Below are 25,112 nucleotides of genomic sequence, written 5' to 3'. Positions count from 1 at the left end.
CGCCCAGCCGAAAAAAGAGGCAATCGGTCCAGGCGGGCCACCATGTCGCAAGCGGGTCATATTGCGACGGTTCGCGGCGTGGGTATTCTGCGGCGGCACGGCATATGTGCCCCAAGCTTCGGACCGATCGGAATCGCCCATGAGACACTATTCAGCCTTTGCCGTCGCGCGTGAGGCCTTGCGCTACCACACGGGCTGGGAACGCGCCTGGCGTTCGCCCGAACCGAAAAAACGCTATGACGTCATCATCGTCGGTGCGGGCGGGCATGGGCTGGCCACGGCTTACTACCTTGGCAAGAACTATGGCATCCAGAATGTCGCCATCATCGAAAAGGGCTGGCTGGGCGGCGGCAACACGGGCCGCAACACCACGATCATCCGCTCGAACTACCTGCAGGATCCTTCTGCTGCGATCTACGAAAAGTCGCGCGCCCTCTACGAAGATCTCAGCCAGGACCTGAACTACAACCTGATGTTCTCGCCTCGCGGCGTAATGATGCTGGCCCAGACCCAGCACGAGATACGCGGCTACCAGCGCACCGCGCATGCCAACGCGCTGCAAGGAGTCAAGACGGAATGGATTGGACCCGAGCGGGTCAAGCAGCTGGTGCCGATCATCAATATCGACGGTCCCCGCTACCCGGTTCTGGGCGCGCTCTGGCAGGAACGCGGCGGTACCGCGCGCCATGACGCGGTTGCGTGGGGCTATGCGCGCGCCTGCTCTGCCATGGGCATGGACATCATCCAGAAATGCGAGGTCACCGGCATCCGCCAGGACAAGGGCCGGGTCATCGGCGTGGACACGACCAAGGGCGCGATCGATTGCGACAAGCTGGGCATCGTGGTTGCGGGTCATTCCGGCGTGCTGGCTGACATGGCCGGGTTCCGCCTGCCGGTCGAATCCGTAGCACTTCAGGCGTTGGTCTCAGAACCGATCAAGCCCTGCATGGACGTGGTCGTGATGGCCAACACGGTGCACGGCTACATGAGTCAGTCCGACAAGGGCGAGATGGTGATCGGCGGCGGCGCAGACGGCTACAACAACTATACGCAGCGCGGCTCCTTCCACCATATCGAGGAAACCGTGCGCGCGCTGATCGAAACCTTCCCGATGATCAGCCGCCTCAAGATGCTGCGCCAGTGGGGCGGGATCGTCGACATGACCGGCGACCGCTCCCCGATCCTGTCAAAGACGCCCCTGGGCAACTGTTTCATCAACTGCGGCTGGGGCACTGGCGGGTTCAAGGCGATCCCCGGCTCGGGCTGGGGTATGGCGCAACTCATGGCGACCGGCCATTCGCCGCTGACCGAGGCGTTCAACCTCGACCGCTTCAAGGAAGGCCGCTTCATCGACGAAAGCGTCGCGGCCGGGGTGGCGCATTGAAGCAGACGCCGCAAAAGATCCGCCGCTGTGACACCGGCCCGATTTGCATCGGGCAGGGCGGTTCGGCTGCGGTGGAAAAAACACGCGCGATTTTTGTCTCAACCGGGAACCGGATTGTAACACGCGACGTTTATCGCCTGAACCGGGTCACGGTGGCGGTCCCCTCGGTCCGCCATTCGCTTTCCAAAGCGTTCACGTCTCGTAAAGAGTTCCGGATGGGTTTACCTCGTGCCCATCCGGTTATTCTTTGCACCTCCCTCCGATGCCGCGAGATGCGCCATGGCCTATCCTGAGCAGATGGCCGAAACCATGCGCGCCGACCTGGGGGTCGAGCCGGGCCTGTCCGAAAAACGCATGTTTGGCGGGCTGATGTTCCTGCTTCATGGCAACATGGTCTGTGGCGTGATGAAAGACGGCGCGATGTATCGCCCCGGCAAGGCCCGCGAGGCGGCCGCACTGGAAGCCGGGGCAAGGCGCCTGGAATTCGGCGGTCGCAACCTCGGCGGCATGGTCGAGGTCGACTACGCCGCCTTCGAGGACGACGCCCTGCGCGCCCGACTGACCGAATTCGCTCTGGCCCATGCGGCCAGCCTGCCCCCGAAATGACCGTCCGAGGAGACTGACATGCTGCTGCTCAATTGCCCCTATTGCGGCGTCGATGCCGAGGAAACCGAACTTTCTCCGGGCGGCGAAGCGCATCTGACACGCCACGGTCCGGGATCGTCCGAGGAGGAATTCCACGACTACCTTTTCACACGCGAAAACCCGCGCGGCGTGCACTTTGAACGCTGGCGCCACGCCCATGGCTGCGGTAAGTGGTTCCACGCGGCCCGCTGCACGCAGACACTCGAGGTGTTCGGCACCTATACCGCCCAGACCTCTGAGCCGCCGCAGCACATCCGCGATGCGATCAGCGAAAAGCGCCCCGGCTGGCAATGGCGCGGTCTGTCCTGATGCGTCGCCCACATTCTTCCTGCCGGAGGGATCTGCCCTCCACATGCGAAAGGCCTGCATGAATGAGCACCCGTATTGAAAAACACGGCCGCCTGATCGACCGCTCCAAATCCATGAGCTTCACTTTCAACGGCCAGAGCTTTCGTGGCTATGCGGGCGATACGCTGGCCTCGGCGCTTCTTGCCAATGACCAGCTGATGATGGGCCGGTCCTTCAAGTATCACCGCCCCCGTGGTCCTGTCGCCTCGGGTGCCGAGGAACCAAATGCGCTGGTCGGCCTTGGCGAGGGCAGCCAGTTCGAGCCGAACCAGCGCGCGACCACGACAGAGCTGTTCGACGGGCTCAAGGCGATCTCGCAGAACCACTGGCCGAATCTCGACTTCGACATCGGCGCGGTGAACACGGCATTGGCGCGGTTCCTGCCCGCGGGCTTCTACTACAAGACATTCATCCACCCGCAGCCGTTCTGGAAACATGTCTACGAACCGTTCATCCGGCAGTCCGCAGGTCTCGGCAAGGCACCGGACAAGGATGCCCGCGACGCTGACACCTACGAGCATTTCTACGCCTTCACCGATGTTCTCGTGATTGGCGGGGGTATCGCCGGACTGATGGCGGCGCATGCGGCCGGTCGTTCGGGGGCCAAGGTGCTGCTGATGGAACAGACCGCCCATTGGGGCGGGCGATCCCCGGTCGATGGCGGATCTGTCGATGGCAGGCCTGTGGACAAGTTCGTGGATGATCTCGTCGCCGAGCTGGAGGCGATGGAGAATGTCACCCTGCGCCTGCGCTGCATGGGGGCAGGGGTCTACGACCACGGTTACGCGCTCGGATACGAGCGTCTGACCGATCACAAACCCGGCACGCAAGGTCCGCGCCACCGCCTCTGGCGTATTCGGGCCAAGCAGATCGTGACCGCGACCGGGGCCATCGAACGGCCGCTCTCCTTTGCAGGAAACGACGTGCCGGGGGTGATGCTTGCCTCGGCCATGCGCGACTATGTCGTGAACTGGGGTGTGACGCCGGGGCAACGTGTCGTGGTCGTCACCAACAATGATGATGCCTATCGCACTGCGATCACCCTGCACGAGGCCGGGGTGAAGGTGGTTCGCATCCTCGACGCGCGTAACGCGGCTGGCCCGCTCGCCGACCGTGCGCGAGAGCTTGGCATTCGTGTCGACCCCGGCAAGGGGATCGCCAAGGTCGCCGGTGGCAAACGGGTCAAGACGGTCGCGATCTGCAACCAGGACGGTGTCGGTGGCGCGCGCGAAGAGATCGAGGCCGATGCCGTCGCCATGTCCGGGGGCTGGTCCCCGGTCGTTCACCTTTGGTCGCATTGTGGTGGCAAGCTGATCTGGGACGAGGCACAGGCCCATTTCCGGCCCGACCCCGACCGCCCGCCGCTGGGTTCCGACGGGTTCGGCTTTGTCCGCGCGGCGGGCAGTGCCAATGGGCCACTCGACCTGTCGACGGTCCTGCGTGACGCGCTGGTTCAAGGGGAGGCTGCCGCGCTGGCCGCTGGCTTCTCCACCACGACCGAAGAGACGCCCAAGGTCGAAATCGAGGCCGAGGCGCCGCTGCAACCCGTGTGGCTCATGCCCGCGAATGCCGACAAAAGCCTGCGGATGAAGGCGTGGCTCGACTTCCAGAACGACGTCAAGGTCTCGGATGTTCGGCTCGCGGCGCAGGAAGGGTATGAAAGCGTCGAACATACCAAGCGTTACACCACGCTGGGTATGGCGACGGATCAAGGCAAGCTGAGCAATATCAACGGCCTCGCCGTCCTTGCTGATGCGTTGGGAGAGGAGATTCCGCGTGTTGGAACAACAACGTTCCGGCCGCCTTACACCCCCATCTCGCTCGCGGCGATCGCGGGTGAGGCCCGTGGCGAGATCTTTCAGCCGATCCGCCGCACACCCATGCATGACTGGCACGACAAGCACGACGCCGAGTGGGAACCGGTCGGCCATTGGCGCCGTCCCTATACCTACAAGCGCCCGGGCGAGACGACTCATGACGCCGTGAACCGCGAGGTGAAGAACACGCGCGAGAACGCGGGTCTGCTGGATGCCTCGACCCTTGGCAAGATCATCGTCAAGGGGCCGGATGCGGGCTGTTTTCTCGACATGCTCTACACCAACATGATGTCGACCCTGAAGCCGGGCAAATGCCGCTACGGCCTGATGTGTTCCGAGAACGGGTTTCTCGTCGATGACGGGGTCGTCGCGCGGATCGACGAGGATACGTGGCTGTGTCACACCACCACCGGCGGGGCCGAACGCATCCATGCCCATATGGAGGAATGGCTCCAGACCGAGTGGTGGGACTGGAACGTCTATGTCGCCAACGTGACCGAGCAATATGCCCAGATCGCCGTGGTCGGCCCGAATGCCCGCAAGCTGCTGGAAAAACTCGGCGGCATGGACCTGAGCGCCGAGACGCTCGGCTTCATGGACTGGGCCGATGGCAAGATCGGGGAGTTCGACGCACGCGTCTACCGCATCTCCTTTTCCGGCGAACTCAGCTACGAGATCGCGGTGCCCGCCAGCCGGGGGCAGGCCTTCTGGGACGCGCTCATGGCAGCGGGGCAGGAGTTTGGCGTGATGCCCTATGGCACAGAATGCCTGCACATCCTGCGCGCGGAAAAGGGCTTCATCATGATCGGCGATGAAACCGACGGCACGGTGATCCCGCAGGACCTTGGCCTGAACTGGGCGATCTCGAAAAAGAAAGAGGATTTCCTCGGCAAGCGCGCGCAGGAGCGTGTGCATATGACCGACCCGGATCGCTGGAAACTGGTGGGTCTTGAAACTGTGGATGGGTCTGTCCTGCCGGATGGAGCCTATGCCGTGGGCGAGGGTGTCAACGCCAATGGCCAGCGCAACACGATCGGGCGCGTGACCTCTACCTACTACTCGGCCAACCTGGGCCGAGGTATCGCGATGGGCCTGGTCAAGCACGGCCCCGACCGTATGGGCGAGGTGCTGGATTTCCCCGGTACCGACGGCACCGTAACCAAGGCCAGGATCGTCTCGCCGGTCTTCTACGATCCCAAGGGGGACAAGCAGAATGTCTGACGCAAGAAGCGCATTGATGAAGGCCAGTTTCGACGGCATCGCCCGGGTCGAGGAATGTGGGCTGCAAGGCATGATCACCCTGCGTGGCGATCTCGGCTCCGAGCTTCTGGCAAAGGCGGTCAAGGACGCGGTCGGGCAGGACGTGCCCGGCATTCGCGAGGCGAAGGTCAATGGCAGCACAGGCGTGATCTGGATGTCGCCGGACGAACTGCTGCTGCTCGTCCCATATGGCAAGGCAGGTGAGACCTGCGCCACACTTGCCGAAGCACTGAAGGGCGAGCATGCGCTGGCCGTGAATGTCTCGGACGCCCGCGCGTTGTTCCGCATCAGCGGCGCGCCCGCGCGCGAGGTGATGGGCAAGCTCGCGCCTGTCGATTTCGCGCCCGGCGCATTCGAGCCGGGACAGATCCGTCGCTCGCGTATGGCGCAGGTCCCGGCCGCATTCTGGATGGACGATGCCGAGACTTTCCGCGTGATATGTTTCCGGTCCGTGGCCGATTACGTGTTCAAGCTGCTCAAGACCGCCGCCGTACCGGGAAGCTCCGTCGGCTATTTCGGATGAGGTGAGTAGCGCAAGCTGCTGCCATTAAGTATCTTTTTCGGGTTTGATGTGGCTCCGATGGGTGGCCGCGTCCGCCGGTGCCAGTTAGCGATCCGCCGCGGATCTGCCCGCGTTTTGCGGCGACGTGCCCCTGTGCTATAGTGCGGCATCGGGGGGCGTTGCCATGAAAACAGCAATTATTCTTTCCATTCTGGGTCTTGGCCTCGCACAGGCCGCTTTCGCCGAAACACGCTATGTTTGCAGCTTTCCGGCAGGACGGGATGATTTCATTCCCGAAACCGTTCAACTCGCGGTCGACACATCGACATGGCGAGCGCAGGTTCTGGAAAAGTTCACCAAGGCAAAGCACGGCGGCGCAATCGCGGCCAAGGCGAAACGGCGGGACGGAAAATCCATCCAGTTCAATTGGGAGGTCGAAGTGCCCTACACGCGCAACCGCACCTCGCAGGCCGATTACCGCATCATTCTGAACCACACGAACATGACCGCATCCCTGCGTGGCGATATCCCGGGCAACATCGACCCGAGTATCGCAAGAGGGCGATGCCGCGTGGCGAACTAGCCCGAACAGACGAAGCTGCGGAAGCGCGTGGCGGCATCGGGATCGGTGAGTGAGGCCGGATGCCCGGTCTCGTCCGTGATGCTCCCGTAAAAGGACAGCGCCTCGGCAAGGCCGGCCATGGCATTCGCGCGGTCCCCCTCGGGCAGAAAGGGCGCGTGGGTCGAAAGGTACAGAACCGGCCGATGCTGCCGCAACCAGTCGAGCAGGGCGGGCAGAACCGCGAATTCGGCACCTTCGATATCCATCTTGACCAGTGCCACGCCCGACAGGTCCACCGCGCCTGCGAACTGGTCCCAGCCCAGCGTCAGCACGTCGTGGCCATGCGCGCCGTCAGCCAACAGCGAGGTCATCGAATCCCCGGCTTCGCCGCCCAGGCTTGCCATGCGCGCGATGCCAACCTGCGTCGACAGCGCCGCGGCAAAGGCAGAGACGTTGTGCAGCCCGTTCAACTCGATGTTCCAGGCAAGATGGCGAAAGGCGACCGGGTCCGGCTCGAAGCACCAGACATGGCGCGCACGCCGCGCAGCGTACAGTACCGTCGGTCCGATCCATGCCCCGATATCGAGGTAATCGCGATCAGCCGAGAGATGCTTGTCGAGCACGGCAAAGGTCTCCGGCTCCCAGCTGCCCGAACCCGCCTTGCGCCAGAACTTGGAATGATAGGGGTCGAGGCGGAACCGCTCGCCGCCGAGCGTTCCCGGGTAATGCCCGCGAACGCGGTAGATCGCCTTGCGCAGCTTTGTCAGCATCGCGTGCCGCCCTCCGGTTTTTCCGATCAAGCCTTGACCTGAGCGCAGCCGGGTCGCATGTAACCCGAAGGAACCGCAACACGAATTCGAACAGGGGGCCAAGATGGCTTTTGAACTTCCCGACCTTCCTTATGCACATGACGCACTGGCGGCCAAGGGCATGTCCAAGGAAACGCTCGAATATCACCATGACCTGCACCACAAGGCCTATGTCGACAACGGCAACAAGGCCATCGCGGGCACCGAGTGGGAGGGCAAGTCCCTCGAAGAGATCATCAAGGGCACCTATGACCCCAAGGCCGTCGCGCAATCGGGAATCTTCAACAACATCAGCCAGCTCTGGAACCATAACCAGTTTTGGGAAATGATGGGCCCCGGCGAAAACAAGATGCCGGGCGAGCTTGAAAAGGCGCTGACCGAGAGCTTTGGCTCGGTCGACGATTTCAAGTCGCAATTCGCCGCCGCTGGCGCCGGGCAGTTCGGCTCGGGCTGGGCCTGGCTGGTCAAGAACGCCGACGGCTCGCTGGCCGTCACCAAGACCGAGAACGGCGTCAACCCGGTCTGCTTCGACCAGACCGCTCTCCTGGGCTGTGACGTGTGGGAGCATTCCTACTACATCGACTTCCGCAACAAGCGTCCTGCTTATCTCGACAACTTCCTGAACAACCTCGTGAACTGGGAAAACGTCGCCTCGCGCATGTAATCGCGCGCAGGATCGAAAACCTCCAAGCCCCGCGCCCGGCGCGGGGCTTTTGCTTTGCCGGAACACCAACTGCAAACCGGCCCGCCATGTGCCGATCTTGCAGCCACTGACCAAGGGGGCGGCGCTCCCGCCACCTGCGGGACCGCCCTCGCGGGCGCTCTCCTCGGCGTTGGGCCGGGCGCCCTTCGGGCGCGGTCAGGCCACCGGTTCGGGTTTTCGCGCCATGTCGGCCAGGACCTCGCCGGCGATCTCGAAAGAGCGCAGCCGCGCGGCGTGATCGTGGATCATGCCCGTGACGATCAACTCGTCCGGCCGGTAGCGATCGACGATGCCCCGCAGCCCGCGGGCCACGGTTTCGCGGCTGCCGGTTGCAGACACGGACAGCGCACCGCGCACCTGTTCCATCACCTGCGGCGGGATCTCGGCCTCGACGCTGCGGACCGGGCGCGGCAAGGGGCCGGGGCGCCCGGTTCTGAGCCGGGCGAAGGCCAGAAGCTGCGAGCTGCGCAGATACGCAGCCTCTTCATCCGTATCCGCGGCGCAGACCCCGGCGGCGACCATCGCATAGGGCGCGTCGAGCCACGAGGACGGTTCGAAATGGCTGCGATAGACATGCAGCGCTTCCTCCAGCATGGCGGGCGCGAAATGCGAGGCAAAGGCATAGGGCAGCCCCAGATGTGCCGCCAGTTGCGCGCCGTAAAGGCTGGACCCCAAGATCCAGACCGGGACGCCCGTCCCCTCGCCGGGGATCGCGCGCACGGGGGCCGAACCCGGTTCGGCATGCAGATAGCCCAACAGCTCGATCACGTCCTGCGGGAAGGCGTCCTCGGGTGCCATGTGGCGGCGCAGGGCGCGGGCGGTGGCCATGTCCGTTCCGGGTGCGCGGCCCAGCCCCAGGTCGATACGTCCGGGATACAGGGTTTCGAGCGTGCCGAACTGCTCGGCCACCACCAGCGGCGCATGGTTGGGCAGCATGATCCCGCCGGCCCCCACGCGGATCTTGCGCGTCGCGCCGGCCACATGGCCGATCACCACTGCCGTCGCAGCACTGGCGATTCCGGGCATGTTGTGGTGTTCGGCCAGCCAGTAGCGGGTATAGCCCATGCGCTCGGCCAGCTGGGCCAGCTCCACCGAGTTTCCCAGCGCGTCACGGGCGCTGCCGCCCTCGGGAATGGGCGAAAGGTCGAGAAGGGAATAGGCCTGCATCTGTTTGCCTCGTTTGTCGTGTCCGGTCTCAATATCGGACCCCGTCCGCCCCGGTACAACCCCACCCGGCCGCCGGCTCCCCTTGCGTTTTCCGCCGCCTAGGCGCAGGAGGTAGCCCGAAGGAGAGGCGCATGACCGAAACCACCAAGGGCATTCTGGCGATGATCGGCGCCTGCACCATCTGGGGGCTCTCTCCGATCTATTACAAGCTGCTGGCCCATGTCCCGGCATCCGAAGTCATGGCGCACAGGGTCGCGTGGTCGCTGATCTTCTTCCTTGCGGTCCTCGGCCTGCAGGGCAGGCTTTCGGCCCTGCAGGAGGCCGTCTCGGACCTGCGCCGCCTCGGCACCATCGTACTGGCCTCGGCGATGATATCGACCAACTGGTTCCTTTTCATCCTCGGCACGCAGATCGGGCGCAACACGGAAACGAGCCTTGGCTATTACATCTTTCCGCTGGTTGCCGTCCTGCTGGGCCGGTTCGTTCTAAAAGAACGTCTGGGACGCCTGCAATGGGCCGCGATCATGCTTGCCGCGGCGGGAGTCGTGGCATTGACGATCGGGCTGGGTGTTGCGCCCTGGATCTCTCTCGCGCTTGCCGTGACCTTCGGCTTCTAAGGGCTGATCAAGAATGGCCTGCCGCTCGGCCCGGTCGTATCCGTCACTGCCGAGGTCGCGGTTGTCATGCCGTTTGCCCTTGCACTGCTCGCCGCGCGACATGGCGGGGTTTATGGCGACGGGTCGCCCGCGTTTGGCGCATCGCTGCAGGACAGCATCCTGCTGATCCTGTCCGGTCCGCTGACCGCGATGCCGCTGATCCTGTTCTCGGCCGCGGCGCGGCGGGTGGCCATGTCGACCGTGGGCGTGCTGCAATACATCAACCCGACGCTGCAGTTCTTTTGCGCCGTCGTTCTGTTCGGCGAGGCATTCACGTTCGTTCACCAGATCGCCTTTGCCCTGATCTGGGTCGCAGTCGCGCTTTACTCAGTGGGAGCGTTCCGTCAGGACAAGGCGTCGCGCAGGGCGGCCATGGCGGCGTCCGGGCCATCGACCCAGGTGAGATAGGCGGCGAGGGATGGCTCGGCAAACCCGTCGGACACGGTCCGGTCCACCAGCGCCCGCAGCCCGTCCCAGTAGCCCTCGACATTCATCACGAGGATCGGCTTGTCATGCAGGCCCAGCTGCCGCCATGTCAGCGCCTCGAACAACTCGTCAAGCGAACCGGGGCCGCCCGGCAGCACGACCACCGCGTCGGCATTCATGATCATCACCTTCTTGCGCTCGTGCATCGTTTCGGTGACGACGAAACGGGTCAGGTCGCGTTTGCCGACTTCACGCTGCAACAGATGCACCGGTATGACGCCAAAGGTCTCGCCGCCGGCAGTCTGCGCCGCGCGCGCCACCTCACCCATCAGGCCCACGTCGCCGGCGCCGTAGACCAGCCTCCAGCCTTCGGTCGCAAGCGCGGTGCCAAAGGCCTTGGCCGCCTCGGCATAGGCCGGGTTCGCGCCGGGCCGTGACCCGCAATACACACAGACTGATTTCAGCGTCATTCATTGGCCTTTCTGCGCTTGCACATGGCATGGTTTTGACCCCTGATAGCGAGATTGCTAAATTGGCTCAACTATGCGGGGGCTGGCCGGACAGAAAGGCTTCGGCCCGTTTCCATCACGGGGGATGAACGGACGATGGCAGCCGATGGGGATGGCGGCGGTACGGGTACTTTTGCCTGGGGCGCGCTTGCAGGCGTGGCGGTTCTTGCCGCGCTCGGCGCACTCTATGCCAGTGGTGTTTTCGACACGGACCGGCAGGACGAAGGTCTCGCGCCGGTCGCCTCGGACGAGGCAGCGCAGGAACCTGCTGCGCCGGAGCAGCTGACCAAGGCCCCCGAAGTGGGGCAGACGGCGCCGCAGCCGCCTGTTTCGGCCGACCCGGCACAGACCGAAACCTCCGACCGCCCCGTTGCCAGCCTGTCGGACGAGACACAGCCGCTTGCGCCGTCGGGCTCACAGCTGCCCGCGGATGAGGCTGCCCCGGCTTTGCCCGACCGCTCCGGACCCGCCGAACCAAGTGCAGCGGTCGAGGAACAGCCGACGCAAGGCAACGAAGACGACGCGCCGTATGCCCGCACACCCGAAACCGCCACACTCGGCGATGAAGCTGCGCAGGACGACACGGTGGAACCGCTGGATGCGCCCTCGCTTGATCAGATCTATGTCGAGCCCGATGGCACCGCGCTTCTCGCGGGCCGGGCCGCGCCCGGATCCGAGGTCGTGGTCCTCGTCAACGGGGCCGAACTGCACCGCTTCACGTCCTCCGGCAGCTTTGCCGAATTCCTGACCATCCCGTTCAACGAGCGCGCGCAAGGCCTTGTTCTGAGGTCGGAAAAGGCGGGCCGCAGCGCTCTGTCGGATGACTACCTGATCGCGGCCCTGCCGGCCCCTGCTACCCCACCGACCAATGCGCAGGATCAGGTCGCGGCAGCCGACCCCGAACCGAACCCGCAGGCCGAAGATGCCCCGAAACCGCAAGCGAATGCGCAGGCGGAGCCAGACAAGACACAACAGGGTGAGGCTGACAGTACCGAAGACGGGCCCGCCGAATCCGCCGGGGATGACATCCGTACGACCACGGCGACGGACGAGGGTGGCGAAGAGGCGGCACTGCAACTGGCCGATGCCCCTCAGACACCCACCGAGCCCGAGGCAGAGACAGCCAAGGCCGCACCGGATCTCGCGACGGATAGTGGCCCGGTCGCGATCCTGCGGTCCGGACGTGAAGGCGTCGAATTGCTGCAACCCGCACCCGCCGACCCGCAGGTGAGCCGCGACCAGGTCGCGCTCGATACGATCGGCTACTCGGATGAGGGCGAGGTCAATCTCTCCGGCCGGGCGCAAAGCGGCTCGACCGTGCGCGTCTATGTCGACAACCGCGCCGTGTCGGACATTCCGGCAGGGCTCGACGGGGAATGGCGGGCCGACGTTCCGGGCATAGATCCCGGCATCTACACGCTCCGCCTCGACGAGATCGACGCCGCCGGCGCGGTGGTCAGCCGGATCGAGACGCCTTTCAAGCGCGAACCGCCCGAAGCGCTTCTTGTGCCCGTGTCCGAGGCCGGCGTCGCGGCAGGCACAGCAGCGATCCAGGCCGTCACCGTGCAGCATGGCGACACGCTCTGGGCCATCTCGCGCGAGCGCTACGGAGAGGGCGTGCTTTACGTCAAGGTGTTCGAGGCCAATCGCGGCGATATCCGCGACCCCGATCTGATCTATCCCGGGCAGATATTCACCCTGCCGGAATAAGCCATCTGCCCTTGACCTCTGGCCGCCATGCGGTCAAGGGCTAGGTTCCGGTACCAGGCAAGGCAGGCGAGAACGTAAGTGCCCCCCAACCAACCCGAAGACATGACAGCCGAGGCCGAGCGTCGCTCGGGCTGGCGCACGATCCGCAAGGTCGCACCCTATCTCTGGCCGGAAGGCGAGACATGGGTGAAACGCCGTGTCGTGGCCGCCATGGCGATGCTGGTTCTTGCCAAACTGATCGCGGTCTACACCCCCATCCTCTACAAGGGCGCCGTCGATGCGCTTGCGGGCGAGGGCGTGCCGCCGCTTGCCCTTGGCGCCGTGGGGCTGACCGTCGCCTATGGCGTCGCGCGCATGATGAATGTCGGGTTTCAGCAGTTGCGTGACGCGCTCTTTGCGCCGGTGGGCCAGCGCGCGCTGCGGGCGCTGGCGCTCGAGACGTTCCGCCATATCCACCGCCTGTCGATGCGCTATCACATCACGCGCCGCACAGGCGGGCTCAGCCGGATTATCGAGCGCGGGGTCAAGGGCGTCGACTTCCTGTTGCGCTTCCTGCTCTTCTCGATCGGTCCGCTGATCCTCGAACTGCTACTTGTCGGTGTGATCCTCGTAGTGCTATTCGACATTCGCTACCTTCTGGTCGTGGCGGGTACCATTGCCGTCTACATCTGGTTCACCTTCGCGGTGACCGAATGGCGGGTAAAGCTGCGCCGCGAGATGAACGAGCAGGATACCGAGGCCAACCAGCGCGCCATCGACTCGCTGCTTAACTATGAAACCGTCAAGTATTTCAATGCCGAAGAGCGCGAAGCTCAACGCTATGACGTGTCGATGCGGGCCTATGCGGGGGCCGCTCTCAAGACTGCCTATTCGTTGGCCTTCCTCAATTTCGGGCAAAGCTTCCTGATCACCTGCGGGCTGATCGGCGTGATGGTTCTCGCCGCCGTCGGGGTGCAGAACGGCACACTCACTGTGGGCGATTTCGTCATGGTGAACGCCTACATGATCCAGATAACCGTGCCGCTCAATTTCCTCGGCACCGTCTACCGCGAAATCCGGCAGGCTCTGGTCGACATGGGTGAAATGTTCGTGCTGCTCGAACAACCGGCCGAGGTCGAGGAAAAGCCGGGCGCCAAGCCGCTGAAGGTGACAGGGGGCGAGATCACGCTCGACAACGTGCATTTCGGCTACGACCCCGAGCGCGAGATCCTGCATGGCGTCTCGCTGACGGTGCCTGCCGGGCAGACTGTGGCCATCGTCGGCGCGACCGGTTCGGGGAAATCCACGGTCGGCAGGCTTCTCTTCCGCTTTTACGACGTCACCAAGGGTGCCCTTCGTATCGACGGGCAGGACATCCGCGATGTCACCCAGGAAAGCCTGCACGCCAGCATCGGTGTCGTGCCGCAGGACACCGTGCTGTTCAACGACACGATCCGCTACAACATCGCCTATGGCCGTGAGGACGCGACCGAGACCGAGATCGAGGCCGCGGCCCGCGCCGCCCAGATCCATGATTTCATCCTGACCCTGCCCGAAGGATACGATACCAAGGTGGGCGAGCGGGGGCTCAAGCTGTCGGGCGGCGAGAAGCAGAGGGTGGGCATCGCCCGCACCCTTCTCAAGAACCCGCCGATCCTGCTGCTGGATGAGGCCACATCGGCGCTCGACACCGATACCGAGCAGGAGATCAAGGGCGCATTGGCTCGCGCGGGCGAGGGTCGCACCGTCATCACCATCGCGCACCGGCTCAGCACCATTGCCGAGGCCGACACCATCGTCGTTCTGGAAAAGGGCGAGATCGTCGAACAGGGGGCGCATGCCGACCTGCTGGCGCGAGGCGGGCGTTATGCGCAGCTCTGGTCGCGCCAGCAATCCGAGGAAGACGCCGCCTGACCAGCACGCTTGCCTGCAATGCGCAGCCTTGCCACTATCGTCCGACCCGGACGTGAGACAAGGAGTTGCGGATGCTTGGAGTGCTGCGGACCATCATTTACGTGGTCGTTCTTTTCCTGCTGGGCGGATTGGCCTTTCGGGCGCTCTACCCCGTGCCCACCGATACAAGCCGCGAGGTCAGCCGCGCCATTCCGCCCTCGGCCGACACCACGTTGGGCGCCGCTGTCCTGCCGCAGGTCGCCGCGCATCCCGGCCTGTCTGGCGTCAGCCGGTTGCAGGATGGCCATGTCTCTTATGCCGCGCGGATCCAGCTGGCCGACATGGCCGAGCAGAGCATCGATGCCCGCTATTACATCTGGCAGCGCGACATATCGGGGCTGCTGCTTCTCGACGCGATGAAACGCGCCGCCGACCGTGGTGTTCGGGTCCGGCTCCTGCTCGACGACAACGGCATTCCCGATCTCGACGCCGAACTGGCCGAGATGGACGCGCATGAGAATATCGAGGTGCGCATCTTCAACCCCTTCGTCCTGCGCAGCCCGCGCATGCTGTCCTACCTGTTCGATTTCTCGCGCCTGAACCGCCGGATGCACAACAAGAGCATGACGGTCGATGGCGTGGCCACCATTGTCGGAGGGCGCAACGTCGGCGACATCTACTTCTCGACGAACACCGAGGTGAATTACTTCGACCTAGATGTGGTTGCCCTAGGCGACGCGGCACAGGACGTGGCCGATGATTTCGACCTCTACTGGGCCTCGGACAGTGCCGTACCCGCCGATCTGATCCTGCCGGCACGGCCCGCCGATGGCGGGCTTCTGGACGCCGCTGTACAGGAGGTTCGCGCCCGGCCGGGGGCCGAAGCCTATGCCGAGGACGTGCGCAGCCTGCCGCTGCGTGACGAGATCCTCGACGACACCCGTGCCTTTGAATGGGTGCCGATGCAGATGGTCAGCGACGATCCGGCCAAGGGGCTGGGGCAGGCGGGCGAAGAGGACCTGATGATCACCCGTCTTCTGAAACTGGTGGAACGCCCGACGCGCGAGGCTGTCCTCATCTCGGCCTATTTCGTTCCCGGCGACCGGCTCACCGACATCCTTGTCGACTGGGCCCGGTCCGGCGTCGAGGTCATGACCCTCACCAATGCGCAAGAGGCGACCGATGTGCTGCCGGTGCATTCGGGCTACCGCAAGTATCGCGACAGGCTGGTCGATGCCGGGGTCGACGTGCGCGAATTGCGTTCTGACCTGCAAAAGCGCGAGCTGTGGGAGCAGTTCGGCCTGACCGGCTCTACCAATACGAGCCTGCACGCCAAGACCTTCGTTCTGGATGACGACGAGATCTTCGTGGGTTCTTTCAACTTCGACCCGCGCTCGGCCCGTCTCAACACCGAGATGGGGTTCCTGATCGAAAGCCCCACGATTGCGCAGGCCTTTACCAACCAGATCACCGCCAATCTCGACCGTTGGACCTACTCGGTCTCGCGTGGCGCGGATGGCGAGCTGGACTGGCGCCGGAGCGCCGAGGGCGAGACCACCCTATACGAGACCGAACCCAAGACCACCGCGCTATCGCGGTGGCTGGTCAGGTTCATGGGGGTCCTGCCGATCGAATGGATGCTCTGACCTATTCCGCTGCGCGCAGCGGCGGGGTCAGGCCCGGCTCGTTCGGCGGCGTGTCGCTTCTCGGGGCAGCCTCCGACAGGTCATCCCAGATGATCTCGGTGGCCTGCATCTGCCGCGCCTTGCGGTAAAGCCGCGAGTCGCGCGCGATCCGGCTGGAACGGCCCTGCGTAAGTCGCGCCAGCAGACGGAAGAAGGCAAAGACATAGGTCCAGAACCACACACGCAGCGCCAGCAGCGAGGGGGTCACCACCAGTGTCAGCACCGTTGCGATGCCAAGGCCGAACACCACGGCCGTCGCCAACTGCTTCCACCAGAGCGCGGTGGGCGAGTCGATGGAATACCCGCCGCCGATGAAATCGAGGCTGAGGCCGAACATCATCGGCGTCAGGCCCGCCATCGTGGTGATCGTGGTCAGCAGAACCGGCCGGATGCGCGCCTCTGCCGTGCGGATGATCGCCTCGATCCGCGGCATGTAGGCGCTGTATTCCTGGTAGGTGTCGATCAGAACGATGTTGTTGTTCACCACGATCCCCGCAAGCGCCACGATCCCCGTGCCGGTCATGATGATCGAGAAAGGCTGCTCCATCACCATCATGCCGATCAGCACGCCGGTCGTGGACAGCACGACCGCCAACAGCACCAGCACCGCGTTGTAGAAGCTGTTGAACTGCGCCAGCAGGATCACGAACATCAGGCCAAGCGCCGCGGCAAAGGCCTTCATCAGGAAGTCCTGGCTTTCGGCCTGTTCTTCCTGGTCGCCGGTCCAGACCCATTCGACGGCGCCCTCGAACGGTTCGCTCTCCAGCCAGGTGGTCAGCATCTGGATGCGCTCGTTGGCATTCACCGGTACGAACCGGGCTTCGCCCGACTCGACGGCGTCGCGCAGCGCATTGATCGTTTCGGCCGTGCCGAATTGGACCATTGTGTAGGCATTGCCGCCCGGATCCGTCACAAGGTCCGAGCCGGTCGCGCCGTCTTCGGCACGACGCAACAGGGCCAGCGTTTCAGGTGCATCTTCCGCGCCCGTGACCAGCTTCACGAGGCCGGGCGCCACATCCGCCTTCACGTCGAAATAGCGTGTCTGGTCAACGCGGGTGATCTCGGCGAGCTTGTCGACAGGTTTACGCGTGATGAAGTTCGACAGCGGCACAAGCCCGTCATTCGTGCGCACCTTGAGCGAATCGAGCGTCGCCAGAACGCGGTCCTGATCGGGCAGGCGCACGCGGATCTCGATCTCCTCGTCGCTGTTGAGCGGGCGCATCTCTCCAAGAAGGATGCCGCGCGTGACAAGCTGCACCATCGCGCCCACGGTCGCAACGTCCGCGCCAAAGCGGCCCGCCTTGGCGACATCCACGTCGATCTGCCAGTCGATGCCGGGCAGGGGCAGCGTATCCTCGACCTTGATGAGGCCGGGCATCGCGTCGAATTCCTCGCGCGCGGTCTGCGTCGCGGCAACCAGTTCATCCCAGTTGTCGCCCATGATCCGCAGATGCACCGGCTTGCCCTGTCCAGGACCCTGTTCCAGCGCCGAGATCTCGGCGATGATGCCCGGCAGCTTGGCCAGTTCCGCGTTCAACTGGTCGATCACCCGGTCGCCGTCGAAATCCGGCGCCGTCACCTGCCGAGAGAGGCGCCCGTCAAGGATCGGCTCGGACACGGTCGGGCGCTCTTCCCACGGGATGATCTCGAACTGGACCTGGCCCACCGTGTCGGCAGGCGACTGGCCGCCCGCTGGACCGCCGGTATTCAGCCCGCCTTCGCCCGCAAAGGAAAAGACGTTGATCACCGCCGGATGCGCCGACACGATCTCTTCGACCGCGCGCACCATCTCGTCCTTTTCGGCCAGCGAAAGGTTGCCGCGCGCCCGCACATAGGTCGTCGCCTGTTCCGGCTCGCTCTCGACAAAGAACTCAACCCCGCGCGAGTTTTCGGGGAAGATCACGAAAACAACCTGGTAGACCGTGAACAAGACCGCCGCGATGGCGACGACGGGCATGATCGGGTTGCCGGCGATGAACTTGATGAAATACCCGAACAGGCTGTGCCCGCCCTGCTTGGCAACCTTGCGCTGCGGGATCTCGATCCGCGATGCGCTCAGCGTGATCGACGCGGCAAAGGCCGAAGCCGCGAACATGGCCGCGCCAACGAACTCGCCGAACACCAGGTTCTCGTTACCCGGCAGCAGGTAGGCCGGGTTCAGCATCTGCATCGCGCCTAGGAACATGCCGTAGAGAGAGGGGGGCACCAGCGCCGCGCGCACGATCCACGGCGTCCGCGCCCGCAGCCAGTCCGACGTGCGCGAGAACGAGCGGCTGATCCGGCCCGAAACACCGCCCACGACCGGCAGGTAGATCAGCGCGACAACCAGCGAGGCCGAAAGAACAAAGATCAGCGTTACCGGCAGCATCCCCATGAACTCACCCGGGATGCCGGGCCAGAACAGCATCGGCAGGAAGGCGCACAGCGTCGTGGCCGTGGACGAGATGACCGGCCAGAACATCCGCTTGGCGGCCTCGACATAGGCATGCATCGGGCCGACACCCTCGGAGATGCGCTTGTTGGCGTATTCGACGACGACGATTGCCCCGTCGACCAGCATACCCACCGCCAGGATCAGCCCGAACATCACGATGTTCGACACGCTCACGCCCATCGCGGCCAGCAGCGCGAAACACAAAAGGAAGGAGGTCGGGATGGCAAAGCCCACCAGCAGCGCGGCCCGGCTGCCCAGCGAGGCCAGTACGACGATCATCACCAGCGCGATCGCGGTCAGAACCGACCCCTCGAGCTGGCTCACCATCGACCCCACGACCCGGCTCTGGTCGTTGGAGTGATTCACGCGCACCGCGGCGCGCAGCTCGTCGGGCCATTCCTCTTGTGCGGCGGCCACGGTCTGTTTCACCAGGTCGACCGTGTCGATCAGGTTATAGCCCTTGCGCTTGACCACCTGCAGCGCGACCGTGTCTTCGCCGGCAAACCGCGCGGTGCCAACGCGATCCTCGAAGGTATAGTTGATCTCGGCAAGCTCGCCCAGCGTCACCACCCGGTCGCCATTGACCTTGACCGGCAGGCCATAGACATCCTGCGCCGTCTTGAACGAGGAGGGGATCTTGACCGAGAACGTGCCCTGTTCGGTTTCGACCTCGCCCGCCGCGATCAATTGGTTGTTGTTATTGACCACGTTGATCAGCTCGGCCGCCGTGACGTTGTAGGCCTCCAGCCGCAGCGGGTCGATCACGACCTCCAGCATCTCGTCGCGGTTGCCCGCGATCCCGGCTTCCAGCACGGCGTCCAGCGCCTCGATATCGTCCTGCAGGTCCTTGGCGATGCGTGCCATGGTCCGCTCGGGCACCGCGCCCGACAGGCTGACGATCACGATGGGAAACTCCGAGAAGTTGATCTCGTTGATCGTGTACTGCTCGGCTCCTTCGGGGAACTCGGCCTGCGCGCTGTTCATCGCGTCGCGTACATCGGCGATGGTGGCCGACTTGTCCCAGCCGAAATCGAACTCCAACAGGATACCGGCATAGTTTTCCGACGCCGTGGCGGTCATTTCCTTGAGCCCGTCGAGATCGACCATCTCGGTTTCCATGGGCTTGACCAGCAGGCTCTCGGAATCCTCGGCCGAGATGCCGGGAAACTGGACCGATACGAACAGCATCGGCACGTCGATATCGGGCTCGCCCTCCTTGGGCAGCGTCACGTAGGAATAGGTGCCCACCGCCAGCGAGATGATAATGAAGGCGATGACCATCCGGGCGCGCGAGGCGGCCCAGTCGACGATACCGGTCATTGTGCAGCCTCCCGGAAGGTTGGCGCGACCCGCACGCCCTCGGTCACGAATTCCTGCCCGACGACGATGATGTCGACGGTCTGCGGCAACCCGCCGACCCAGACGCCATCGGCCGCGTCACGGATCAGGCGCACCGGCATGAAGCCCACGCTGTTCTGCGCATCGACCACGCGTACGCCCAGATCGCCTTCGTTGTTGAGGGTCAGGGCGGATTGCGGCAGCAGGTGAGCCTGCGCGCCCTCGGCCGAGATCAGGATGCTGGCGGTCTGCCCGTCGCGGATGCTCAGATCTTCGTTCGGCACCGTGATCTCCACCTCGAAGGTCCGCGTCGTGGGATCGGCCGACCGGCTGATGAATGTAACGCGGCCCTGCACACGCTCACCGGTGATCAGCTCGGCCCCGGCCATCGCCCCCATCTGGACACGGTTCACCTCGGCCTCGGGAACGAAACCCACCAGCTTGACGGGGTCGAGCTGGATAACCGTCGCGCAAAGCGAGCCGGGCTGCATCAGGCTTCCCAGCTCGGCCGTGTCGCTTTCCAGCAGCCCGTCGAACGGCGCCTCGATGGTCAGACGGTCGATTTCCCGTTCGGCTGCCGCTACTGCGGCGGTCGCCGCCTCGATTCCGGCCCCCACGGTCTGCAGCCCGGCTTCGGCAGACTTGATTCCCGCCTCGGCTGAACGCACGGCGGCCTCGGTCGCGATCCGCCGCGTCTCCGAGGCGTAGCCGGACAGGCTCAGCTTCTGCGCGGCATTGTCGTTGACCCGCGCCTCTGCAAGCCGCGCGTGTGCTTCTTCAAGGCGCGCCTCGGCCTCGGGCACCTTGGCCTGCGCCTCGGCCTTGCGGGCGCGCGCCTCTGCCAGCGTGCTTTCGCGGGTTCCGGGGTCTAGCTCGCACAGCAGGTCGCCTGCCTTGACGAACGCCCCCTTGCGCAGCGGCTCCGAAATCACGGTCGAGCTGGTCTCGGCCCGGACCTCGACCTGGCGCATCGCCTTGGTCTGACCGCGCAGCACGACCGCGCTGTCGATCTCGCGTGCGGTGGATTTCATGGCAACAACGCCGACCGCTCCTGCGCCTTCGGCTTCCTGCGGGGCCGTTTCGGTCATGTCTTCCACGGCATCTGCCGCGGCATCGCCGTCTCCGGGAAGCATCGCGCTTGCCTCGACCTCGCCCTTTGCAAATGCGATCAGGTCGTCACGTTCGAACACCAGCAGATACAGTGTCGCGGTCACCAGAATTGCGGTGATAAACGGGATCAGTCGCATAAAATTGCCTCTTTCAATAAACCTGGGCGGGGTCTTGGGGGCCGGTCATCCTCCCAGACTCGGATGAACAGACCCCTTTGTTTGGCGTGACATGGGCATTTACCCACACCTTGTCTACGCTGAACCGACCAGTTCAGATTATTTTTTTTCGACCTGCGACGCAACTGCCCGCGAATTGCGCAGAATACGCCCCCTTGGCTTGGCCTATGGCGCAGGTTAAGAGGGGCCGGACGTAAACAGGACCATCCGGGAGCGGGGACAGGGATGAGCGACGCCGACAGTTTCATCGACGAAGTGACCGAAGAGGTGCGCCGCGACCGCATGTACCTGCTCTTGCGGCGCTGGGGTTGGGTCGGCGTGGTGGTCGTCATCGCCGTCGTCGGCGGTGCGGCCTGGAACGAGTATCGCAAGGCCCAGGAAACAGCGACCGCGCAACAGCTTGGCGATGCGCTGATCGCCGCGCTCGACCCGGACGCGCCCGCCGATCGCGCCGCAGCGCTGGCGCAGGTGCAGCCTGACACGCCCGGCGGTGCTGCCGTGCGCGACCTTCTGACCGCGGCCGCGCAGGCCCAGTCGGGCGAGCAGGAGGCCGCGGCGGAAACTCTGGCCGGTGTCTCCACGCAGGGCGAGCTTCCAGAAATCTATCGCCAGATCGCCACGTTCAAGGCGCTCCTGATGCAGGCCGAGACACTCCCCGTCGCCGACCGCCGCCAGCAGTTCGAGGCGCTCGCCCAGCCCGGAGCGCCCTTGCGCCTGCTGGCCGAAGAGCAACTCGCCCTCATCGAGATCGAGCAGGACGCCCCCGACGCGGCCATCGACCGGCTGCAGGGCATTCTCCAGGACGCCGAGGCCAGCGTGGACTTGCAACAACGCGCCTCTCAGTTGATTGTGGCGCTTGGCGGCACGCCCGAACCGGCCCCCGGACAGCAGGGCTGATCCGGGCTGCGTGCAGGGCAGGCGTGCCGACCCACGGCGCGCGGCAGCGAACGAAGGACGACAGGCGAGTTTCTTAAGATGGTTGACATGAGCTTTCCCCGGATCGGGCTGACGCTGGCAAGTGCCGCGCTGATGATCCTCACCGCCTGCGCCGAACGCGAAGAGATCCTGACCGGCCCGCGCGAGGATATCCGCCCCGAGGGTCAGTCCTCGACCGCGCCGCCCGAAGACGGCACAGGGCCCCGCGCAATCAGCCTCGGTACGCCATCGACCAATTCCAGTTGGACGCAGGGTATCGGCTCGCCGTCCTTCCGGCCCAGCCACCCGGCGCTGCGCGCGACGCCTCAGCGTGTCTGGACGACCGATATCGGCGAAGGAGACACCCGCCGCACGCGCATCACCGCCGAACCGGTCGTCGGTGGCGGGCTCATCTACACGCTCGATTCCGGCGCCACCGTCTCGGCCGTCAGCCCGCAAGGCGGGCTTGTCTGGCAAACCAACCTCATCCCCCCCGGCGAAAGCGAGGGGCAAGCCACGGGCGGCGGTCTCGCCTATGCCGACGGCACGCTCTACGTCTCGTCGGGCTTCGGGCGTCTTACGGCGATCGAGGCGCGCACAGGTGGCATCCGCTGGCGTCAGCGTCTTGATGCCACCGGTTCCGGCAAACCGACCGTGCGTGACGGGCTTCTCTACCTCGTTGCCGGCGACGAGATCGGCTGGGCCATCGAAACCAAGACCGGTCGCATCGCCTGGCAGACGGTCGCCACGCCCAGCGTCGGCAACGTGCTGGGCGCTCCTGCACCTGCCCTCGGGTCCGAGCTTGTCGTCTTCGGCTTCGGCTCGGGGGATGTCACGGCCAATTTCCGTCGCGGCGGCGTCGGCCGCTGGAACGCATCCGTCACCGGCCGCAGCCCCGGGCGCGCAGCGGCGCGGATCGGCGACGTGACCGGCGCGCCGGTTATCTCGGGCAGCCGCGTCTATATCGGCAACCATTCGGGCCGCACGGTCTCCTTCGATATGGAAACAGGTGACCGCCTCTGGACAATGGACGAGGGCGCGCTCGGTCCCGTCTGGCCGGTTGGCGACAGCGTCTTTTTCGTCTCCGATCGCAACCGCCTGCTGCGGGTCAACGCCGCCAGCGGCGAAACCATCTGGGCCACCGAATTGCCCGGCTTCGTCAAGGACAAGCCCCGCAAGCGCAGCACTGTCTTCGCCCATTACGGCCCTATCCTTGCCGGCGGACGCATCGTTGTCGCCTCGAGTGATGGTCGGTTGCGGTTCTTCAGCGCCGAAAGCGGCGCGCTCTCGCACCAGGTCGAGATCCCCGATGGCGCAACAAGCGGACCGGTGGTGGCGGGCGGTACGCTCTACGTCGTATCGACCAAGGGCCAATTGCACGCTTTCCGTTGAGGCCCTGACGCGCTATAGCGCGCATTTAGAGTCGCGAAAGCCGAAAGAGCCATGTCCCTGACCCTCGCCATCGTGGGCCGCCCCAACGTGGGCAAATCCACCCTGTTCAACCGCCTCGTCGGCAAGCGGCTGGCGCTGGTCGACGACCAGCCCGGCGTGACGCGCGACCTGCGCGAGGGCGAGGCGCGGCTGGGCGATCTGCGCTTCACCGTGATCGATACCGCCGGGCTCGAGGATGCAACCGACGATTCGCTTCAGGGCCGGATGCGCCGCCTGACCGAACGCGCCGTCGACATGGCCGATATCTGCCTGTTCCTCGTCGATGCGCGCGCGGGCATCACGCCCACGGACGAGATCTTTGCCGAAATCCTGCGCAAGCGCTCCGCCCATGTGATCCTTGCCGCGAACAAGGCCGAGGGCGCCGCGGCCGACGCCGGTGTGCTCGAGGCGTACGGGCTTGGCCTTGGCGAGCCGATCCGGCTGTCGGGTGAACATGGCGAAGGGATGACCGACCTCTACGCCGCGATCCAGCCGCTGGCCGACAAGATGGCCGAGCAGGCCGCCGCCGAGGATGCCGAGGCCGCCCCCGAAACCGACGTCACCATCGATGACGAGGGCGAAGGCGAAGACAGCCAGCAAACCCTCGAAGACCGCGCGCGTCCCACATCCGAGAAACCGCTTCAGGTGGCAGTGGTCGGGCGGCCCAACGCGGGCAAGTCGACCCTCATCAACCGCATCCTGGGCGAGGATCGCCTGCTGACCGGACCCGAGGCAGGAATCACCCGTGACGCCATTTCGCTGCGGGTCGACTGGCCCCAAGGCGAAGGCGAGGTCACACCGATGCGCCTGTTCGACACCGCCGGCATGCGGAAAAAGGCCAAGGTGCAGGAAAAACTGGAAAAGCTGTCCGTCTCGGACGGTCTGCGCGCGGTCAAGTTTGCCGAGGTCGTGGTCGTTCTGCTCGATGCCGCGATTCCATTCGAACAGCAGGACCTGCGCATCGCCGACCTGGCCGAACGCGAAGGCCGCGCCGTGGTGATCGCGGTCAACAAGTGGGACATCGAAGAGAACCGGCAGGACAAGCTGCGCGAGTTGAAGGAGAGTTTCGACCGCCTTCTGCCGCAGCTGCGGGGCGCGCCGCTGGTGACGGTCTCTGCCAAGACGGGCCGTGGGCTTGACCGGCTGCACGATGCCATCCTGCGCGCGCACCAGGTCTGGAACCGCCGCGTGCCCACCGCGGCGCTCAACCGCTGGCTCTCGGGCATGGTCGAGGCACATCCGCCCCCGGCACCGCAGGGCCGCCGGATCAAGCTGCGCTACATGACTCAGGCCAAGACCCGGCCGCCCGGCTTCGTGGTGATGTGCTCGCATCCCGACAAGATGCCGGACAGCTATCGCCGTTACCTGATCAACGGGCTACGAGAAGATTTTGACATGCCCGGAACGCCGATCCGCCTGACGCTGCGCGGGCAGGGGGGCAAGAACCCCTACAAGGGCCGGCGCGAAAAGAACGCGGGTGCTCTCGCCAAGCACCTGAAACGGCGCGGCTGAGCCGAGGGCGCGAGGTATGCGCCCCGACAATACTGTCCTGCGACGCGGCGGGTACGTGACAGCGCCCGCATTTCGTCTTATGTCTTGCGATGACTGGCAAATTCGCCGCTGCCCGGCTTGCCGCGCAGGCGAAGATGCCTA

The 25,112-nt window shown here is 64.9% G+C and carries 20 protein-coding genes; 15 read left to right on the top strand and 5 right to left on the bottom strand.

Annotated elements, in window-relative coordinates:
• Positions 1-139: 139 nt before the first annotated feature.
• From ACFORG_RS23490 to ACFORG_RS23465, 6 genes are all read left to right on the top strand, one after another.
• A complete protein-coding gene (locus ACFORG_RS23490; protein ID WP_386738037.1) occupies positions 140-1,384 on the top strand; it encodes a sarcosine oxidase subunit beta family protein in 1,245 nt (414 codons plus the stop codon).
• Positions 1,385-1,663: 279 nt separating this feature from the next.
• On the top strand, positions 1,664-1,990 hold the full coding sequence (locus ACFORG_RS23485; protein WP_386738036.1) for a TfoX/Sxy family protein: 327 nt from the start codon (positions 1,664-1,666) through the stop codon (positions 1,988-1,990).
• An 18-nt stretch (positions 1,991-2,008) separates the two neighbouring features.
• Positions 2,009-2,338, top strand: a complete 330-nt coding sequence (locus ACFORG_RS23480; protein ID WP_386738035.1) for a sarcosine oxidase subunit delta — start codon at positions 2,009-2,011, stop codon at positions 2,336-2,338.
• A 62-nt stretch (positions 2,339-2,400) separates the two neighbouring features.
• Positions 2,401-5,415, top strand: coding sequence for a sarcosine oxidase subunit alpha family protein (locus ACFORG_RS23475; protein WP_386738034.1), 3,015 nt, complete (start codon positions 2,401-2,403; stop codon positions 5,413-5,415).
• A complete protein-coding gene (locus ACFORG_RS23470; RefSeq protein WP_386738033.1) occupies positions 5,408-5,977 on the top strand; it encodes a sarcosine oxidase subunit gamma in 570 nt (189 codons plus the stop codon). The genes ACFORG_RS23475 and ACFORG_RS23470 overlap by 8 nt, the downstream gene beginning before the upstream one ends.
• 163 nt (positions 5,978-6,140) lie before the next feature.
• Positions 6,141-6,539: a hypothetical protein gene (locus ACFORG_RS23465; RefSeq protein ID WP_386738032.1), complete on the top strand. Its 399-nt coding sequence runs from the start codon at positions 6,141-6,143 to the stop codon at positions 6,537-6,539.
• Here the strand turns inward: ACFORG_RS23465 and ACFORG_RS23460 are convergent.
• Positions 6,536-7,288, bottom strand: coding sequence for an FkbM family methyltransferase (locus ACFORG_RS23460; protein ID WP_386738031.1), 753 nt, complete (start codon positions 7,286-7,288; stop codon positions 6,536-6,538). The two genes, ACFORG_RS23465 and ACFORG_RS23460, sit on opposite strands and share 4 nt — an antisense overlap.
• A gap of 103 nt (positions 7,289-7,391) precedes the next feature.
• Here ACFORG_RS23460 and ACFORG_RS23455 point away from each other — a divergent pair, with 103 nt between their 5' ends.
• A complete protein-coding gene (locus tag ACFORG_RS23455) occupies positions 7,392-7,991 on the top strand; it encodes a superoxide dismutase (protein ID WP_386738030.1) in 600 nt (199 codons plus the stop codon).
• A 195-nt stretch (positions 7,992-8,186) separates the two neighbouring features.
• Here ACFORG_RS23455 and ACFORG_RS23450 read toward each other — a convergent pair whose 3' ends face one another.
• Complete coding sequence (locus tag ACFORG_RS23450; RefSeq protein ID WP_386738029.1) at positions 8,187-9,197, bottom strand: LLM class flavin-dependent oxidoreductase; 1,011 nt, start codon at positions 9,195-9,197, stop codon at positions 8,187-8,189.
• 131 nt (positions 9,198-9,328) lie between these two features.
• On the opposite strand from ACFORG_RS23450, the gene ACFORG_RS23445 reads away from it, so the two are divergent.
• Both ACFORG_RS23445 and ACFORG_RS23440 read left to right on the top strand, forming a co-directional pair.
• Positions 9,329-9,814 carry an EamA family transporter gene (locus ACFORG_RS23445; protein ID WP_386738027.1) on the top strand — a complete coding sequence of 162 codons (486 nt, stop codon included), beginning with the start codon at positions 9,329-9,331 and terminating at the stop codon, positions 9,812-9,814.
• A gap of 66 nt (positions 9,815-9,880) precedes the next feature.
• The gene (locus tag ACFORG_RS23440) at positions 9,881-10,261 is read left to right on the top strand and encodes a hypothetical protein (protein ID WP_386738026.1); all 381 of its coding nucleotides are present in this window, start codon (positions 9,881-9,883) and stop codon (positions 10,259-10,261) included.
• Here the strand turns inward: ACFORG_RS23440 and ACFORG_RS23435 are convergent.
• Positions 10,198-10,749, bottom strand: coding sequence for an LOG family protein (locus tag ACFORG_RS23435; RefSeq protein WP_386738025.1), 552 nt, complete (start codon positions 10,747-10,749; stop codon positions 10,198-10,200). The two genes, ACFORG_RS23440 and ACFORG_RS23435, sit on opposite strands and share 64 nt — an antisense overlap.
• Positions 10,750-10,884: 135 nt before the next feature.
• Between ACFORG_RS23435 and ACFORG_RS23430 the strand changes: the two genes are divergently transcribed.
• The 3 genes from ACFORG_RS23430 (at position 10,885) to ACFORG_RS23420 (ending at position 16,016) form a co-directional block, all read left to right on the top strand.
• Complete coding sequence (locus ACFORG_RS23430) at positions 10,885-12,498, top strand: LysM peptidoglycan-binding domain-containing protein (protein WP_386738024.1); 1,614 nt, start codon at positions 10,885-10,887, stop codon at positions 12,496-12,498.
• 102 nt (positions 12,499-12,600) lie between these two features.
• A complete protein-coding gene (locus tag ACFORG_RS23425) occupies positions 12,601-14,391 on the top strand; it encodes an ABCB family ABC transporter ATP-binding protein/permease (protein WP_386738090.1) in 1,791 nt (596 codons plus the stop codon).
• Positions 14,392-14,462: 71 nt separating this feature from the next.
• Positions 14,463-16,016 (top strand): phospholipase D family protein, encoded by a 1,554-nt coding sequence (locus ACFORG_RS23420; RefSeq protein ID WP_386738023.1) that lies wholly within the window; start codon positions 14,463-14,465, stop codon positions 16,014-16,016.
• 1 nt (position 16,017) lies between these two features.
• On the opposite strand, the gene ACFORG_RS23415 is transcribed toward ACFORG_RS23420, so the two are convergent.
• Positions 16,018-19,809, bottom strand: a complete 3,792-nt coding sequence (locus ACFORG_RS23415; RefSeq protein WP_386738022.1) for an efflux RND transporter permease subunit — start codon at positions 19,807-19,809, stop codon at positions 16,018-16,020.
• Entirely contained in the window at positions 19,806-21,074 is a 1,269-nt protein-coding gene (locus ACFORG_RS23410; RefSeq protein ID WP_386738020.1) for an efflux RND transporter periplasmic adaptor subunit, read from the bottom strand. The genes ACFORG_RS23415 and ACFORG_RS23410 overlap by 4 nt, the downstream gene beginning before the upstream one ends.
• 264 nt (positions 21,075-21,338) lie before the next feature.
• On the opposite strand from ACFORG_RS23410, the gene ACFORG_RS23405 reads away from it, so the two are divergent.
• From ACFORG_RS23405 to der, 3 genes are all read left to right on the top strand, one after another.
• Positions 21,339-22,010 carry a tetratricopeptide repeat protein gene (locus ACFORG_RS23405; protein WP_386738019.1) on the top strand — a complete coding sequence of 224 codons (672 nt, stop codon included), beginning with the start codon at positions 21,339-21,341 and terminating at the stop codon, positions 22,008-22,010.
• A gap of 78 nt (positions 22,011-22,088) precedes the next feature.
• Entirely contained in the window at positions 22,089-23,420 is a 1,332-nt protein-coding gene (locus ACFORG_RS23400) for a PQQ-like beta-propeller repeat protein (protein ID WP_386738018.1), read from the top strand.
• Between the two features lie 51 nt (positions 23,421-23,471).
• Entirely contained in the window at positions 23,472-24,971 is a 1,500-nt protein-coding gene (gene der, locus ACFORG_RS23395) for a ribosome biogenesis GTPase Der (protein WP_386738017.1), read from the top strand.
• Positions 24,972-25,112: the final 141 nt, after the last annotated feature.

The sequence above is a fragment of the Lutimaribacter marinistellae genome, assembly GCF_042648365.1.
Taxonomy (GTDB): Bacteria; Pseudomonadota; Alphaproteobacteria; order Rhodobacterales; family Rhodobacteraceae; genus Lutimaribacter_A; species Lutimaribacter_A marinistellae.
Note: the sequence above shows the minus strand (reverse complement) of the source record. Positions and strands in the feature narration are given on the sequence as shown.

Coding starts and splice junctions, on each gene's coding strand:
- ACFORG_RS23490 (WP_386738037.1), top strand. CDS start 140: ATGAGACACTATTCAGCCTTTGCCGTCGCGCGTGAGGCCTTGCGCTAC.
- ACFORG_RS23485 (WP_386738036.1), top strand. CDS start 1,664: ATGGCCTATCCTGAGCAGATGGCCGAAACCATGCGCGCCGACCTGGGG.
- ACFORG_RS23480 (WP_386738035.1), top strand. CDS start 2,009: ATGCTGCTGCTCAATTGCCCCTATTGCGGCGTCGATGCCGAGGAAACC.
- ACFORG_RS23475 (WP_386738034.1), top strand. CDS start 2,401: ATGAGCACCCGTATTGAAAAACACGGCCGCCTGATCGACCGCTCCAAA.
- ACFORG_RS23470 (WP_386738033.1), top strand. CDS start 5,408: ATGTCTGACGCAAGAAGCGCATTGATGAAGGCCAGTTTCGACGGCATC.
- ACFORG_RS23465 (WP_386738032.1), top strand. CDS start 6,141: ATGAAAACAGCAATTATTCTTTCCATTCTGGGTCTTGGCCTCGCACAG.
- ACFORG_RS23460 (WP_386738031.1), bottom strand. CDS start 7,288: ATGCTGACAAAGCTGCGCAAGGCGATCTACCGCGTTCGCGGGCATTAC.
- ACFORG_RS23455 (WP_386738030.1), top strand. CDS start 7,392: ATGGCTTTTGAACTTCCCGACCTTCCTTATGCACATGACGCACTGGCG.
- ACFORG_RS23450 (WP_386738029.1), bottom strand. CDS start 9,197: ATGCAGGCCTATTCCCTTCTCGACCTTTCGCCCATTCCCGAGGGCGGC.
- ACFORG_RS23445 (WP_386738027.1), top strand. CDS start 9,329: ATGACCGAAACCACCAAGGGCATTCTGGCGATGATCGGCGCCTGCACC.
- ACFORG_RS23440 (WP_386738026.1), top strand. CDS start 9,881: ATGCCGTTTGCCCTTGCACTGCTCGCCGCGCGACATGGCGGGGTTTAT.
- ACFORG_RS23435 (WP_386738025.1), bottom strand. CDS start 10,749: ATGACGCTGAAATCAGTCTGTGTGTATTGCGGGTCACGGCCCGGCGCG.
- ACFORG_RS23430 (WP_386738024.1), top strand. CDS start 10,885: ATGGCAGCCGATGGGGATGGCGGCGGTACGGGTACTTTTGCCTGGGGC.
- ACFORG_RS23425 (WP_386738090.1), top strand. CDS start 12,601: ATGACAGCCGAGGCCGAGCGTCGCTCGGGCTGGCGCACGATCCGCAAG.
- ACFORG_RS23420 (WP_386738023.1), top strand. CDS start 14,463: ATGCTTGGAGTGCTGCGGACCATCATTTACGTGGTCGTTCTTTTCCTG.
- ACFORG_RS23415 (WP_386738022.1), bottom strand. CDS start 19,809: ATGACCGGTATCGTCGACTGGGCCGCCTCGCGCGCCCGGATGGTCATC.
- ACFORG_RS23410 (WP_386738020.1), bottom strand. CDS start 21,074: ATGCGACTGATCCCGTTTATCACCGCAATTCTGGTGACCGCGACACTG.
- ACFORG_RS23405 (WP_386738019.1), top strand. CDS start 21,339: ATGAGCGACGCCGACAGTTTCATCGACGAAGTGACCGAAGAGGTGCGC.
- ACFORG_RS23400 (WP_386738018.1), top strand. CDS start 22,089: ATGGTTGACATGAGCTTTCCCCGGATCGGGCTGACGCTGGCAAGTGCC.
- der (WP_386738017.1), top strand. CDS start 23,472: ATGTCCCTGACCCTCGCCATCGTGGGCCGCCCCAACGTGGGCAAATCC.